Source organism: Anabaena sp. EIM26, assembly GCF_057568715.1.
Map to the genome: position 1 here is coordinate 1,373,082 of NZ_CM172472.1, position 11,839 is coordinate 1,384,920.

Here is an 11,839-nt window from a genome sequence, read left to right on the forward strand (position 1 = left end):
CCACTCGCACAGAATACCCAACTGAATCCTGACTCCTGAATTCTGTTTGATAAACTATATATTTTTCATCTAGTCTCATTATTTTATAGGACTACAAATAATTTTATGTAACACAACAACACAATTAAATTTTAAAAAAGTAATTGTGTGGATAATGGATAATTGCCATCTAGGCTAGTAATCTTAAACAAATATTAATCCTTACAGATACCTGATCTTAAACAATCTTCTGTTTGATCATCTCTGGCGTGGATATTTTTGTTAAATTCCGGCTGAAAATTAGCATCAGCAACTATTGTATTTTGAGCAATTGTGTTTTGAGCAATTGTCATCGGCAACATATACTGGAAGAGTGAAAAATTACTACTGGCAATACCTGAAGTAGAATTGGATAAACATACTGGCAATACCATCAATCGCATATAAATTTTCCTATTCATCCCAAACCTCTTTTCTTAGTGATGATTGGGTTATTGGAAACATTATTTTGACCGACTAGAGTTAATACCACAGCACAGCGGTAGTAGTTACTCCAGACGTAATTGACAAATTAACGGTTCCGTAATTGTGTGTAGTAGACATTCCCCACAAATGTCTTCTTACTTACTTATGCAGATGTAATACTAAACAACCGGAAAAATTCCCAAAACCCTAAAAACCTCCATTGCTGGTCACTCTGGCAGATAAAATAGTGAAGGAATGTTCGCGATCGCTATTAATGGACTTATGACACCTTTATCAGATGTGGATACTCTCAATTCCCCTGACATGGACATGGAAGGATACGAAAACTCTGACAATAATCCCCTTGATGAGTTACCAGATGAGGTTGAAATGTCCTTTTTTGACCATCTTGAGGAATTGCGGCAACGGATTTTCTATTCTTTAATTGTTGTGGTAGTGGCTGTTATCGGTTGTTTTGTCGCCGTTAAACCCCTAGTTCAGTTGCTAGAAGTCCCCGCGCATGGAATTAAGTTTCTCCAACTAGCACCGGGAGAATATTTCTTTGTGTCTATCAAAGTTGCTGGTTACAGTGGTGTGGTGCTTGCTAGTCCCTTTATTCTTTACCAAATTATGCAGTTTGTGCTTCCCGGACTGACACGCCGTGAACGCCGTTTGTTAGGGCCTGTGGTTTTGGGGTCTAGTGTTTTATTTGTGGGTGGGTTAGTATTTGCTTATTTATTACTTATCCCCGCAGCGTTGCAATTTTTTATTAGCTACGGTGCAGATGTTGTAGAACAATTGTGGTCGATTGAAAAATATTTTGAGTTTGTACTGTTGCTTTTGTTCAGTACTGGGTTAGCATTTCAAATACCCATTATTCAATTATTATTAGGTAATTTAGGGATTGTTTCTTCTGAAAAAATGGTGGCTGGTTGGCGTTTTGTAATTATGGGAGCAGTGGTTTTAGGAGCAGTTCTCACACCTTCTACTGATCCTCTCACTCAAAGTTTGTTAGCAGGGGCTGTTTTAGGTCTTTATTTTGGTGGTGTTGGTTTAGTTAAACTTACAGGAAAATAATGGTCATTTTACCAATCACCAATCACCAATTACCAATCAATATTCAAATGAGCATGATTGATTTTTATTATAAAGTCATAAAATCCATTCAGAAGCGCGATCGCCTAAATCGAGGGGAATACTCACTGCTTTACCCAGACGGGGACGCTCTTTTGTCTGTGTAATAAAAGTTTGCACTTGTATTGTTCCCCCCAAGGCATTGAGATAATTGGCAATATCATTGATATGCTCTTGGTACTCAGCCTCGCTTAAGGGGAATGAAGCTTGCTCAACATATTTCCACATCACTTGTAGAAATACCTTCCCCTGTGTCCTGCGGAACTGGACATCATAAGAGTATCCCCATTTATCAATCAGCAGTTGTCGTAGTTCCTGTCCTGTCATATCTATAATTTGGATTTGGGATTGAGAATAGTTCGGCTGAGGGTGTTTCCTCGATTTGAAACATCGCAGCCTATCCTTGATGGGATCAGAAGTTTTCTCCATTAGATTTTACATTTAGTTATGATGTTAAGTTCCGTAACTCCAGTATGATAAGGATATAAAGAAATGTAATGCTAACAGAAAAGATGCTAGATATGTCTTGCAACAAAGAAGTATGGTGTCGCTGAAGGCGTTAGCATTTCGACTCAGACAGGGGTTGCTCAAGTGCTGGTACTCTTGTCAAAATGCTTAATAAATTACACAAAGAGCGCGTAGATTATGGCTCAATTTTCTGAATCAGCAGACGTGCCTGATATGGGTCGTCGTCAATTCATGAACCTGCTCACTTTTGGGACTGTGACCGGAGTGGCGCTAGGTGCATTGTATCCTGTTGTCAACTACTTTATCCCCCCCGCAAGCGGTGGTGCTGGTGGTGGTACAGTCGCTAAAAATGAACTCGGTAACGATGTTAGTGTTGGTCAATTTCTAGAAAGCCATAATGTGGGCGATCGCACTTTGGTTCAAGGACTAAAAGGTGATCCTACATATATTGTGGTCGAAAGCAAAGAAGCGATCGCTGACTATGGGATTAACGCCATCTGTACCCACTTAGGTTGTGTTGTCCCTTGGAACGTAGCTGAAAACAAATTTAAATGTCCTTGTCACGGTTCCCAGTACGATGCTACTGGTAAAGTCGTTCGGGGGCCTGCACCCAAATCTTTGGCTCTGGCTCATGCCACAGTTAATGACGACAAAATCGTTTTGACACCTTGGACAGAAACCGACTTCCGTACCGGTGAACCAGCTTGGTGGGCTTAGAAAGTACTGAGTACCGAGTGATTAGTCTAAAGTCTAAAGTCCAGAGTTTTGAATCAATTCTTGACCAATGACCAACGACCAATGACCAATGATCGATGACTAATGACCACTGACTAATGTAATGACTTTATAGAGATGAGAAACGCCTGTACACCTGCGAGGTTAACTCGTACTGCTAAAGTAATGTTAAACGCATTGCTTATAGCGATCGCCACCGTGACCTTTTTCTTCACCAGCGATATAGCCCAACCCCAAACCGCTGCGGCTTATCCATTCTGGGCGCAAGCAGCCTATCCGGAAACTCCCCGCGAACCAACAGGACGGATTGTTTGCGCTAACTGTCACCTAGCAGCTAAACCTACAGAAGTAGAAGTACCCCAATCGGTACTACCTGACACCGTATTTAAAGCGATCGTCAAAATTCCCTACGATACCAGCGCACAGCAAGTAGGCGCTGATGGTTCTAAAGTCGGCTTAAACGTCGGTGCTGTATTAATGTTGCCCGACGGCTTCAAAATTGCGCCAGAAGACCGCATTCCTGAAGAAATGAAGGAAGAAGTAGGCGATGTTTACTTCCAACCTTACGGTGAAGACAAAGACAATATTGTCATCGTTGGCCCCTTACCCGGCGAACAATATCAAGAAATCGTCTTCCCTATTTTGTCTCCTAACCCCGCTACCGACAAAAATATCCACTTTGGCAAATATTCCGTTCATGTAGGCGGAAACCGGGGACGCGGACAAGTATACCCCACAGGTGAAAAGAGCAATAACAACATTTACAACGCTTCTGCTGCTGGCACAATTAGCAAGATTGCCAAAGAAGAAGACGAAGACGGTAATGTTAAGTATGTAATCAGCATCACAACTGACGCTGGTGAAGTTGTTAATGACACTGTTCCCGCAGGCCCAGATCTAATTGTTTCTGAAGGACAAACAGTTGCATCTGGTGATGCTTTGACCAACAACCCCAATGTTGGTGGTTTCGGTCAACTAGATGCAGAAATTGTCTTACAAGATAGTTCCAGAGTCGCATGGATGGTTGCTTTCGTCTGTTTAGTGATGTTGGCACAAGTTATGCTGGTACTAAAGAAAAAGCAGATTGAAAAAGTTCAAGCTGCTGAGATGAATTTCTAAATTCTCTGCTAAATAATTCATTTTTAGACAGGCATCTTGCCTGTCTTTTTTATTTCTGTTACATAACCCTCTTCCATGACTTTAGGCAAAATAAAAAGATAAATCCCTTGATTTGCCGATAAAATACCCTAAAAATCAGTTCAAGAGGCAGGAGGAACCCACGTTTTAAAACGTGGGATTGAAGCAAGGACGCTTTGTATCGCACTCCGTGCCGCTTTGCTAACGCGCTATGCGTCTCGATACAATTCCTCTTTTAAACTGGGCTTTAGACCCAGAACTAAAGTTTTCATACTTCTTCCCTCCTGCCTCCTGCCTCCTGCCCTCTGCCTCCTGCCTTCTTTGTAAGCTGTCGTGCATTTTTTGAGATCTCTAGCTGTATAATTAGGAAAAATTATGAAATAGCTCTAATATCCTCTGTCGCACTCGTTCTATAACTACTCCTTCAACTACTCCTTCCTCAAAAGATAGCCCATCAAATAACATCTCATATATCAATGGTACACCTAACTCTAACTCTTCTAAAAGTGTGCGCTGGCTGAATACATCTTGTGGTTTACCTTCTAGCATCAACCGTCCTTTATCCATGACAAAAACCCAATCTGCCCAACGATAAACTAGATCTAAATCGTGGGTTGCCATTACTAAAGTCGTTCCATTTTGATGAATTTTTTTTAAAGTTGCTATCAAGTTACGAGTATGTTTGATATCTAAATAAGCAGTGGGTTCATCTAGTACCAAGAGTTCCGGGTGAAGTACCATCACATCAGCTATAGAAACTCGCTTTTTTTGTCCTAAACTCAGATGATGCACTGGTCTTTCTGCTAAAGTAGTCAGTTCAAATTCAACTAATGCTTGTTCTACTCGGTCTTTAATTTCTGGTTCTGGTAAACCTAAATTACATAAACCATAAGATATATCCTCTTCAACAGTAGAAGCTACTAACTGTTGTTCTGGATCTTGAAATACTAGTCCAACCTTCTGCCTTAAGTTACCGAGATAATTTCGGTTATAAATTAACGGTTTACCACGCCAACTGACAATGCCAGAATCAGGTTTATATAGACCATTAGCTAATAGAAATAGTGTTGTTTTACCACAACCATTCTGACCGATCAACGCACACTTTTTACCTGATGGAATCTTCAGTGTTAGTCCATTTAAAGCTGATTGTTGTGCGCCGGGATAGGTGTAATATACCTGCTCAAATTCGAGTAAATATTCCTGCATTTCGCCAAAACTCTAATCCTATTAATCCTACACAGCCGCAAATTGCTTCGATGATATATCGCACTTGTGGGCGATAGCGCCGGGGATACCAAACTCGAAATTCACCAACAAAACCCCGTGCTTCTAATCCCAGAGAGAACTGACTATATCGTTGTAAAGTTCGCTGTAATAGTTGCCCAATTAATAATGCTAAACTTTTTATGCCAATACGCCAAGTGCGGTAGCCACCACGGGAATTTTGTGCTGTCAATAATTCATCGGCTGTGTTCAGTAGGATGAAAATAAACCGATACATTAATAATAATAAATCGGTTAAAAGTACTGGAAATCCTAAGTAACGCAGAGTTTGTAAAATTTCCGTGAAAGGGATAGTTAACATGAGAAAATATAAGCAAGAAACAGAGGCTAATGCTCTGGTTAAAATTTCCAATGCTTGGATACTGCCATTATGACTGATATAAATATAGAATTGTCCGATATTTAGTCCATACAAGGAATCTAATTTGACACTTTCTAAATCAGTAATTGCCACTCCATTCACCATTAATGCTGGTAAACTCGTCAAACAAAAAACCATAGTGAACATTAATAACCGGAAATAAACATCAGCCGGAATTTTTGCATAAATTACTGTCCAAACACCCATCCAAAGCACTATTAAAATTTGCACTAGCGGATGGGTAACAAGGGAAATAGCAAGAGTAGTAAATGCAAAAATTAGTTTATGTTCTGGTGGCAATCTTCGCAGTCGATTAGTATAAGCTAAAGTGTCTATTTGCAGGCTCATTCTTCACGTTTTTGTTGTTGGGAACGTCCTTTATACAACCCAATTGCGTAACCAACTACTCCCGCACCTAAAGCTGCTTGCGATGCAAATAATAAACTTTCTATTTCCCCACTAGCTGGTTCAAAAAATGATTTAATCCAGGGTTTATATTCAGGTTGTATTTCATTAATAGCCTCTTCCGCTTTGCCATCAGCACCGGCAAATTCTCCATCACGCACAAATATTAATGGTGCAACTGCTAAAGCTAATACAGCTACCACCAGCAGCCAGTTACTCAACCCTTTTTTAGACTGATTCATTTCCTTGGGGTTCCCGTTTGATTAATTTCAGCAATTCCAATTCTTGAGGATTATAAGATTGCAGCCAGTTCCACACCAATACAGTTAGCAATCCTTCACTAATTGCTAAGGGAACTTGAGTTATAGCAAAAATTCCGGCGAACTTGGTAAATGAAGCGATAAACCCACCAACAGGTGCAGGAAAAGCTAGGGCGAGTTGGATAGAAGTGATAATATAGGTGAGCAAATCTGCGATCGCAGCTGCTAAAAATATGGCGATTTGTTGTTTACCATTTAACTTGATTGTCAGATTATAGATCCAGTAAGCTAGGAAAGGGCCAGCGATCGCCATCGAAAAAGCATTTGCACCCAGCGTTGTCAAGCCACCATGCGCCAGTAACAAAGCTTGAAACAACAATACTAAGCTACCCAAAACCGACATAGTTAGGGGGCCAAACAGCACCGCACCTAGCCCCGTCCCTGTTGGGTGAGAACAGCTACCTGTGACAGAAGGGATTTTCAACGCTGACAGCACAAAAGTGAAAGCACCAGCCAAGCCCAGCAGTAGTTTCAGTTCCGGGTTAGCTTGGGTAATGCGAGTCAGACTACGCAATCCTAATAGAAAAAATGGTAATGCCACAATCCACCAAAAAATTGCCCACTGCACCGGTAAAAAACCTTCCATAATGTGCATGGCGTAGGCGGGTTTGGGTAAACCAACTACTAGATAAAAACTGATAACTGCCATCAGGGTTAGGCTGACTAACGCCTGTTTTTTTCTGTTCATAATCTGTACCTCGCAGATTTATGTAAACGAATTGATTCTAACCGGCGGGCATCCTGACTCACCCATTTGTGGTTCACAGTTGCGGGACAGCGCCGGATTTGCACCGAACTTTCCCCCTTGCGTCCGATAGTGCAGCTTGGCGTTAGCCATTGGCTGCCAACCATCAGAACCGATTAGAGTAACTATATCACCGTTACTAAATTTTGAGACGCTATTTTTTACCACCACATCTGCCGCCATTTAGCTACAAGTCCGGGAAATCGTCGATAAGCGATGTTTTCTAAGAAAGCAAGAGTATGTTTGAAAAGTTTCAGGAGGTATAAAAGGTCATTCTGAGCGCAATGAAATCGAGCGTATCCCTACGGGACACTTTGTGAACGCGAAGCGTTCCGTAGGAAAGAATCTAGGTTGAGAGCGTGTACCGAGATGTTTCATTCCGCTACCCTCCATTCAACATGACAAAGAAACAGACTTTTCAAACAACCTCTAAGCCAATACCTGTACCAAAATTATCAAACTCTATTTATTTCATAACGATTTTATTGGTTTTCAACCCTATATTTTGCTTGCTATTTCTTTAAATGCCTGCGCCTTGTTTTCTAATTAAGTTTGAATAATATCTCTCACTAACATTATCTCCCATATTCTGCACGAACCAAATAATTTCTTACAAACGGGGAAATGAACCCCGCTGAATTATTTAAATCTCAACATCCATCAAAAGCAGGTGGATAAATAACTTTACCCTTGTATTTTTTATCATAGCTTTGCAATGTTTTGACCATAAAAACATCATTCGGGACTGGGAACGGAGATTCAATTTCATAATCAACTGATGGAACAAACCCAAAGCGTGTATAGAAAGAAGGATAACCCAGTACAATAACGATAGCTTCTTTTCTGGTATTTGCTATTTCTAAACTTGCATTTATTAATGCGCTACCAATTCCTTGATTGTGAAACTGTGGATGAACTGCTATGGGTGCTAAACCAAGAACCTGTAGTGTATCTTCATCGACCAAATCAATATAGCTATAAAGAATATGACCAATTACTCTACCATCAGTTTCTGCTACTAATGATAACTCTGGAATATAGCGGTCAGAAATCCGAATTTTCTCAATCAGTAGAGCTTCATTTTCACCTTTAAAAGCTAGAGTATTGACCTCAGCTATTGCTGGATAGTCGAGGAAAGTTTCACCACGAATTTTCATCTTAACAGTTCCAATTTTCAACATATTTAGATTCAAACAATCATGAAAACTTACGACTGGATTATTATTGGTGCAGGAATCACAGGTGCTGCACTTGCTTATGAATTAGCAAAAACTGGATTTTCTGTACTGTTGCTAGAACAATATACCACACCACAAAATGCTACTTGCTATAGTTATGGGGGAATTTCTTATTGGTCAGGAACAACACCAATTACACAACAATTAAGTCAAGAAAGTAAAGCTCGTTACCCTATTTTATCCCAAGAGTTAGATGCTGATATCCAATTTCGTGAATTAGATTTATTGCTAACTATCCCCACTAATAGCGACCCAAAAACAACATCTGCGTCTTACTCTCATCTTGCCATTCCACCGAGTTTATTAAGTATTCAAGAAGCTTGTGGATTAGAACCACTGCTAAATAGAAATGCCATATCTGGTGCTTTGACTATTAAACATGGTCATATCCACCCAAATAAAACAGCGCAAGCATATATTCAAGCTATGTTGCGACTAGGGGGAGAATTGCAGTTTACCCAAGTATTAGAACTTAATCAAGGCTTAAAAGGCGTAAAAACAACTACGGCAACTTTCCACAGTGCCAATATAGCAATTTGTGCGGGTGGACTCAGCCGACAATTACTAAAATTAGCAGGTATTCCCATAAAAACGTATTTTTCTCATGCAGAAATAATTGAAACCCCACCTGTAGATTTGCGTTTACGCACCCTGGTTACACCAGCTAATCTACAACGCTTGCAATTAGAAATTGCATCAACTCAAGTTGATAAATTATGGGATGAATCTGAACAGGAACCAGTAACACCAATTTTAGATGCAGGTGCTGTGCAGTTTCTTGATGGTAGTTTGCGTTTAGGTCAAATTAGCCGTATTCTTACAAATCCCTATGCTTCAATTAACTCAGAAGCTAGTGAAAAATGGTTACGAACAAGTATCAACAACATATTACCAACTTTAGGAAATTTACCGGGAACTTGGCATCATTGTTTAGTGGCATTCACTAAAGATAAATTACCATTAATTGGGAATATTCCTGAATTTGAAAACATTCATATTTTCTCTGGTTTTAGTAGTCCTTTTGTTTTGGTTCCACCATTAGCAGCACGCTTTGCTAAATTTGTATCTGGTTATCAAGATGAAATTATTAGCCAGATGTCTCCAGCTAGAACTAATTTGAACTAATCTATAATATTATCTTCGGAAAAATTGATTTAGATAACATTCCATGCACACCTTTTTGAGGACTATTCACAACTTGGGTAATATGGAAATTAACAGCTAAACTACATAAAATATAAGCATCTTCTGGTGACAAGTTTGTGAAGCGTTCCAGAAAATAGATCATATTTTTTAAAGCCAATTCTAAAGCATCATCTAAGGTTGGTGCAAAACCCATGCTGATGAAATCTGTGGGAGTTTCGGCAATTGGTATTTTCAGTTGCAAATCTTTACGCAATTTGAGTTTAATTCTGCCATTCATAGAAGTTTCGATAGCAGTCACATTCACTTCACCATCTCCCTGTGCAGAATGTCCATCACCTAGAGAAAATAATGCACCGGGAAGATATATGGGTAAAAATAGCCGCGAACCTGCTTGTAATTGACGGTTATCAATGTTCCCTCCATAAGCACCAGGTGGTATAGAATTACGGGAGTTTTCTGGGGTAGCAACTCCCAAAATTCCAAAAAATGGTGTGAGGGGAATTTTGATATTTGATCCTATAGGAAATTCTGCAAAATTATTTTCTAAATCCAGGGGAATAAATTTTAATGTTGGATGAGGAAATTGTTGTGGTAATGCTCCCCAACCTGTACGAATAGCATTAAAGCCAATGGGTAAACGGGGTGAGATGGCTTCTAATTGTATTTCTAAAACATCTCCTGGTTCAGCATCTCGGATATAAATTGGCCCTGTGAGTAAATGTGGCCCACCTGCTATTTTGCGTTCGGGAGGTAAATTTTTGCAGATATCAATAAATTCCGGTGTTAAAAATTCTGGTGGAGCTTTGTCATAAACATAATAACCAGTATAAGTTTCTACGTCTATTGTGTCGTCAGAATTAACTACTAATGCTGGTTTTAATAAATGGGAAAAGCCACCTAGATGTACAGTTTCTTTGGTAGCTTTTAAAATGTGGTGAGTCATGTTGTGGTGGATGAATTGAGTAGATGCATGGCTATTGATTGCAGCGTCTTTTAATTCCCTGAACGGCTTATTATTTCTTTGAAGGTACTAATATAATTGCTGATAGCATGATCTTTAAATCGTGCGGAAATAAAATTTAAACTGAATCTTGAACCTATCCGCAATTCTTTATCTATATGGCGATATCCCTGCCACCATCTTGGTAATTCTGGTACTATATCCATACCATTCACAAATTGATAGCTGTTGGGAATTCTTTGATTATATGATTCTTGAAAGCCTTTATTACCAACTTTGGGCGCTCCAAAAGTAAAGGATTCTATAAATGTTAATTGATTCACAAAGTTGTATTGAATATCTACAACACATAATGTTGCTAATGCTCCACCTAAACTATGTCCAGATACGGTGACACGAGAAATGTTATTATTTTTGATATATTCATGAATTTGGTTTCTGACGGAAAAGTAAGCCTTGGCAAAGCCACTGTGCATCAAAGATCCCGAAGTATTTTCTGTTGGATAAGGATAAATTTTATCATTTTGATCAACAATTTTTGACTGAATGATTTGCTGGTCAAACTTTTTCCGTTCTTGAGTGGTTTCAAGGTTTGTTCTCCAATCAAAGGATGAATTACTACCAGGAAAAACAATAGTAATTCCTGATGTATCTGTGAGAATAGCAAGTTGGGTATCAGTATCTTTTTGGTCAATTAAAAATGGTTTTTCATTCCAGCCACTAAATTTAATTTTAGAAAAGTTTTGGTAACTTTCCTGGCAGCAAATTGCTAATTTCAATGCTTTAGAATAATCAACCTTCATGCCTGTGTCCTCTAGTTATAAAACTGGATATTAGAAAATCAAAATTTAGCAAATTTGCGTGGTAACAAATTGGATTATATCTTCTAAACCGGCTTTGGTTTTTAAGTTGGAGAAAATGAAGGGTTTTTCGCCGCGCATTGTTTTTGCATCTCTTTGCATGACGTTTAAATCAGCGCCAACATAGGGTGCAAGGTCAGTTTTATTAATGACTAATAAGTCGGATTTAGTTATACCGGGGCCACCTTTGCGGGGAATTTTATCACCTGCGGCAACATCAATTACATATATGGTTAAGTCTACTAATTCGGGGCTAAAGGTAGCAGCTAAGTTATCACCACCGCTTTCTAAAAAGACTAAATCTAAGTCTGTAAATTTTTCTTCTAGTTGTTCAATTGCAGCTAAATTCATGGAAGCGTCTTCACGGATAGCGGTGTGGGGACAACCTCCTGTTTCTACTCCCAAAATGCGATCGCTCTCCAAAGCCTGAGAACGGACTAAAAACTGAGCATCTTCTTGAGTATATATATCATTAGTGACAACTGCCAAGTTATACTGCTGTCGTAGTGCTTTACACAAAGCATCGACTAAAGCCGTTTTTCCCGAACCTACAGGCCCTGCTACCCCAACTCGAAACGTACTCATAGTTAGTCATTCA

At 39.4% G+C, this 11,839-nt stretch carries 14 protein-coding genes and 1 riboswitch; of the genes, 4 read left to right on the forward strand and 10 right to left on the reverse strand.

The genetic code is table 11. The annotated features are described in order from the left end of the window. Positions 1-194: 194 nt before the first annotated feature. Positions 195-440 carry a hypothetical protein gene (locus AC012T_RS05830; RefSeq protein WP_487063920.1) on the reverse strand — a complete coding sequence of 82 codons (246 nt, stop codon included), beginning with the start codon at positions 438-440 and terminating at the stop codon, positions 195-197. Positions 441-726: 286 nt separating this feature from the next. On the opposite strand from AC012T_RS05830, the gene tatC reads away from it, so the two are divergent. Beyond that, the gene (gene tatC, locus AC012T_RS05835) at positions 727-1,521 is read left to right on the forward strand and encodes a twin-arginine translocase subunit TatC (RefSeq protein WP_487063922.1); all 795 of its coding nucleotides are present in this window, start codon (positions 727-729) and stop codon (positions 1,519-1,521) included. A 75-nt stretch (positions 1,522-1,596) separates the two neighbouring features. Here tatC and AC012T_RS05840 read toward each other — a convergent pair whose 3' ends face one another. Then, positions 1,597-1,905 carry a DUF3067 family protein gene (locus AC012T_RS05840; protein WP_042465660.1) on the reverse strand — a complete coding sequence of 103 codons (309 nt, stop codon included), beginning with the start codon at positions 1,903-1,905 and terminating at the stop codon, positions 1,597-1,599. A gap of 318 nt (positions 1,906-2,223) precedes the next feature. Between AC012T_RS05840 and petC the strand changes: the two genes are divergently transcribed. Beyond that, the gene (petC, locus tag AC012T_RS05845) at positions 2,224-2,763 is read left to right on the forward strand and encodes a cytochrome b6-f complex iron-sulfur subunit (protein ID WP_487063924.1); all 540 of its coding nucleotides are present in this window, start codon (positions 2,224-2,226) and stop codon (positions 2,761-2,763) included. Positions 2,764-2,898: 135 nt separating this feature from the next. Continuing rightward, the gene (petA, locus tag AC012T_RS05850; protein ID WP_487063926.1) at positions 2,899-3,900 is read left to right on the forward strand and encodes a cytochrome f; all 1,002 of its coding nucleotides are present in this window, start codon (positions 2,899-2,901) and stop codon (positions 3,898-3,900) included. A 381-nt stretch (positions 3,901-4,281) separates the two neighbouring features. On the opposite strand, the gene AC012T_RS05855 is transcribed toward petA, so the two are convergent. From AC012T_RS05855 to AC012T_RS05875, 5 genes are all read right to left on the reverse strand, one after another. After that, positions 4,282-5,127 (reverse strand): energy-coupling factor ABC transporter ATP-binding protein, encoded by an 846-nt coding sequence (locus AC012T_RS05855; RefSeq protein WP_487063928.1) that lies wholly within the window; start codon positions 5,125-5,127, stop codon positions 4,282-4,284. After that, the gene (cbiQ, locus tag AC012T_RS05860) at positions 5,102-5,914 is read right to left on the reverse strand and encodes a cobalt ECF transporter T component CbiQ (protein ID WP_487063930.1); all 813 of its coding nucleotides are present in this window, start codon (positions 5,912-5,914) and stop codon (positions 5,102-5,104) included. The genes AC012T_RS05855 and cbiQ overlap by 26 nt, the downstream gene beginning before the upstream one ends. Beyond that, positions 5,911-6,213, reverse strand: coding sequence for an energy-coupling factor ABC transporter substrate-binding protein (locus AC012T_RS05865; protein WP_487063932.1), 303 nt, complete (start codon positions 6,211-6,213; stop codon positions 5,911-5,913). Before AC012T_RS05865 ends, cbiQ begins: the two co-directional genes overlap by 4 nt. Continuing rightward, positions 6,200-6,979: an energy-coupling factor ABC transporter permease gene (locus AC012T_RS05870; RefSeq protein ID WP_487063934.1), complete on the reverse strand. Its 780-nt coding sequence runs from the start codon at positions 6,977-6,979 to the stop codon at positions 6,200-6,202. The genes AC012T_RS05865 and AC012T_RS05870 overlap by 14 nt, the downstream gene beginning before the upstream one ends. Positions 6,980-7,005: 26 nt before the next feature. After that, a riboswitch (cobalamin riboswitch) is annotated at positions 7,006-7,168 on the reverse strand. Positions 7,169-7,686: 518 nt separating this feature from the next. Then, positions 7,687-8,193, reverse strand: coding sequence for a GNAT family N-acetyltransferase (locus AC012T_RS05875; protein WP_487066470.1), 507 nt, complete (start codon positions 8,191-8,193; stop codon positions 7,687-7,689). 42 nt (positions 8,194-8,235) lie between these two features. Here AC012T_RS05875 and AC012T_RS05880 point away from each other — a divergent pair, with 42 nt between their 5' ends. After that, the gene (locus tag AC012T_RS05880; RefSeq protein ID WP_487063936.1) at positions 8,236-9,399 is read left to right on the forward strand and encodes an NAD(P)/FAD-dependent oxidoreductase; all 1,164 of its coding nucleotides are present in this window, start codon (positions 8,236-8,238) and stop codon (positions 9,397-9,399) included. A gap of 1 nt (position 9,400) precedes the next feature. Here the strand turns inward: AC012T_RS05880 and AC012T_RS05885 are convergent, their stop codons facing one another. From AC012T_RS05885 to ureG, 3 genes are read right to left on the reverse strand one after another with little or no spacing between them, the layout of a single operon-like run. Further along, positions 9,401-10,363 (reverse strand): acetamidase/formamidase family protein, encoded by a 963-nt coding sequence (locus AC012T_RS05885; protein ID WP_487063938.1) that lies wholly within the window; start codon positions 10,361-10,363, stop codon positions 9,401-9,403. Between the two features lie 50 nt (positions 10,364-10,413). Continuing rightward, positions 10,414-11,184: a lipase family protein gene (locus AC012T_RS05890; RefSeq protein WP_487063940.1), complete on the reverse strand. Its 771-nt coding sequence runs from the start codon at positions 11,182-11,184 to the stop codon at positions 10,414-10,416. Positions 11,185-11,229: 45 nt separating this feature from the next. Continuing rightward, positions 11,230-11,826 carry an urease accessory protein UreG gene (ureG, locus tag AC012T_RS05895; RefSeq protein WP_487063942.1) on the reverse strand — a complete coding sequence of 199 codons (597 nt, stop codon included), beginning with the start codon at positions 11,824-11,826 and terminating at the stop codon, positions 11,230-11,232. Positions 11,827-11,839: the final 13 nt, after the last annotated feature.

Excerpts from the sequence above, each read along its gene's own strand:
- AC012T_RS05885 (WP_487063938.1), bottom strand. The coding sequence starts at position 10,363 with ATGACTCACCACATTTTAAAAGCTACCAAAGAAACTGTACATCTAGGT.
- petC (WP_487063924.1), top strand. The coding sequence starts at position 2,224 with ATGGCTCAATTTTCTGAATCAGCAGACGTGCCTGATATGGGTCGTCGT.
- AC012T_RS05865 (WP_487063932.1), bottom strand. The coding sequence starts at position 6,213 with ATGAATCAGTCTAAAAAAGGGTTGAGTAACTGGCTGCTGGTGGTAGCT.
- AC012T_RS05855 (WP_487063928.1), bottom strand. The coding sequence starts at position 5,127 with ATGCAGGAATATTTACTCGAATTTGAGCAGGTATATTACACCTATCCC.
- tatC (WP_487063922.1), top strand. The coding sequence starts at position 727 with ATGACACCTTTATCAGATGTGGATACTCTCAATTCCCCTGACATGGAC.
- AC012T_RS05870 (WP_487063934.1), bottom strand. The coding sequence starts at position 6,979 with ATGAACAGAAAAAAACAGGCGTTAGTCAGCCTAACCCTGATGGCAGTT.
- ureG (WP_487063942.1), bottom strand. The coding sequence starts at position 11,826 with ATGAGTACGTTTCGAGTTGGGGTAGCAGGGCCTGTAGGTTCGGGAAAA.
- AC012T_RS05880 (WP_487063936.1), top strand. The coding sequence starts at position 8,236 with ATGAAAACTTACGACTGGATTATTATTGGTGCAGGAATCACAGGTGCT.
- AC012T_RS05830 (WP_487063920.1), bottom strand. The coding sequence starts at position 440 with ATGAATAGGAAAATTTATATGCGATTGATGGTATTGCCAGTATGTTTA.
- cbiQ (WP_487063930.1), bottom strand. The coding sequence starts at position 5,914 with ATGAGCCTGCAAATAGACACTTTAGCTTATACTAATCGACTGCGAAGA.
- AC012T_RS05890 (WP_487063940.1), bottom strand. The coding sequence starts at position 11,184 with ATGAAGGTTGATTATTCTAAAGCATTGAAATTAGCAATTTGCTGCCAG.
- petA (WP_487063926.1), top strand. The coding sequence starts at position 2,899 with ATGAGAAACGCCTGTACACCTGCGAGGTTAACTCGTACTGCTAAAGTA.
- AC012T_RS05840 (WP_042465660.1), bottom strand. The coding sequence starts at position 1,905 with ATGACAGGACAGGAACTACGACAACTGCTGATTGATAAATGGGGATAC.
- AC012T_RS05875 (WP_487066470.1), bottom strand. The coding sequence starts at position 8,193 with ATGAAAATTCGTGGTGAAACTTTCCTCGACTATCCAGCAATAGCTGAG.